1 protein-coding gene is annotated in these 644 nt (G+C 57.6%); it reads left to right on the plus strand.

Features of this window, described 5'->3' with window-relative positions:
• The coding region (locus IEX72_RS15060) for a transposase (protein ID WP_188788812.1) at nt 1-644 on the plus strand (644 nt) is incomplete at both ends.

Genomic DNA, 644 nt, shown 5'->3' on the forward strand with positions numbered 1-644 from the left:
CGGCTCGAACTTCGAGGCGACCCCAACTGGAAAGAGTACGACAAGCAGGGCCGATTAGAGTTGTTTTATGACGAGCAAGCCCAATCGTTCAAGGCCTTTCAGCCAGTCACAATCAGCGAAGACCATTCTCGACTGGCACAACCACTGGCTTCGGAAGAAGCCGCTCTGGACATTGGTGCGAACAACCTCGTCGCTTGCACAACCACAACCGGCCAACAGCTCCGGTACGACGGACGTGACCTGTTCGAGCGGTTCCGTGAGACGACGCGAGAAATAGCACGTCTCCAATCACTCTTGGAAGACGGTCGATACAGCAGTCACCGCATCCGACGCCTGTACGACCGGCGTACCAAGCGACGTGATCACGCTCAAGACGCACTCGCCCGTGACCTCATCGAACGCCTGTACGACGAGGGTGTTTCGACAGTGTACGCTGGAGCGTTGACGGATGTGCTGGAAAGGCACTGGTCGGTGGAGACGAACGCGAAGACGCACAATTTCTGGGCGTTCCGCGCGTTCGTGAACCGACTGGCATGTACAGCCGAAGAATACGGTATATGGGTCAAGGTTCGGTCCGAGGCGTGGACGAGTCAGGAGTGTCCGAACTGCGGTTCAACAGAGGATACGACGCGCCACCACGAGAC

It is taken from the genome of Halobellus salinus (assembly GCF_014646875.1).
Taxonomy (GTDB): Archaea; Halobacteriota; Halobacteria; order Halobacteriales; family Haloferacaceae; genus Haloquadratum; species Haloquadratum salinum.